The organism is Mesorhizobium sp. M1A.F.Ca.IN.020.06.1.1, assembly GCF_004023265.1.
Lineage (GTDB): Bacteria > Pseudomonadota > Alphaproteobacteria > Rhizobiales > Rhizobiaceae > Mesorhizobium.
The window spans coordinates 1-896 of record NZ_RZSR01001487.1 but is presented as its reverse complement, the minus strand read 5'-3'; the positions used below and the strand labels follow the sequence as shown (position 1 = coordinate 896).

Sequence of the window (896 nt, the reverse complement as noted above, 5' to 3'; positions counted from 1 at the left end):
ATCATATACAGAACATGTTCCTGCTGGATAACGTCGACGTTTTCGAGAAGTGCCCCCTCATCGCAGCGTAGGTTGGGAATTAGCGGCGATTGCAATCTATCTCGGCTGGTCTGAGCCTTCGGATGAGCGATTGACAGTATCCTGGAGCGACTTCAGGCGGACGAGAATGTCTTCGAAGGGAAGCGGTCGCTCGTCGAACATCATCGGCGCCATGTCGCGATAGTCGGCGCGCAGGTCCTTTAGCCGCGCGTCAGATGGCACCAGCCGCAGTGTTCCCGGTCGCGCTGTGTCATAGCTCGCCCAGCCAGAGCGGAAAAAGACTGCCTTATGCCGGGCGACCTGCTCGAGCAGCTCAAAGTCGGAGGCCGCGGCCTCTCCATCTTCGGTGTCAAGCAACATCGCAATGTCGTAATAGTGGCGCGAGAGATATTGCGGCGTCGGCGACTCCTCGGGCCTGTGCGCCTCCGCATGCAGTGCCGTGGCTTTTTCCCAGAACGTCCGTCGCGCCGACAGCACGGTTACGGTGCAATCGGGATCCTCAAAAAAGTCTGGATAATCCTCTGCTGCATAGGGGCGTATTGTTTTCTCCTCAGCAGGCCATGGATCGCCACGGGCGCCGAACTCGAGCTTCACCCGCGGAGTGATGTAGCCCATGCCTTCATACTCTTCCTCGGATAGCGCCGTCGGATAGTGAAAGTTGACGGTCTGCGGATCGCCTGCGTCGATTTCCAAGGACCATTCGTCCTTCGCCGGCTCGCCGAGGTGTTTGGCGACCGCAAGACGGAGGGCCGGCAGCAGCCTTCCCGCAATGTGCCTTTCGACGTCGCCGACGAGATCGTCGATGAGCCTGCCAGCCTGCTTCCTGCTGATGCCTTCCCCCTCGGGATCACGTTCGC

1 protein-coding gene is annotated in these 896 nt (G+C 59.7%); it reads right to left on the bottom strand.

Translation table 11 applies throughout. From position 1 onward, the window contains the following. Window positions 1-96: 96 nt before the first annotated feature. On the bottom strand, window positions 97-896 hold an 800-nt coding region (locus tag EOA60_RS35050; RefSeq protein WP_164899874.1), incomplete at its 5' end, for a nucleotidyl transferase AbiEii/AbiGii toxin family protein.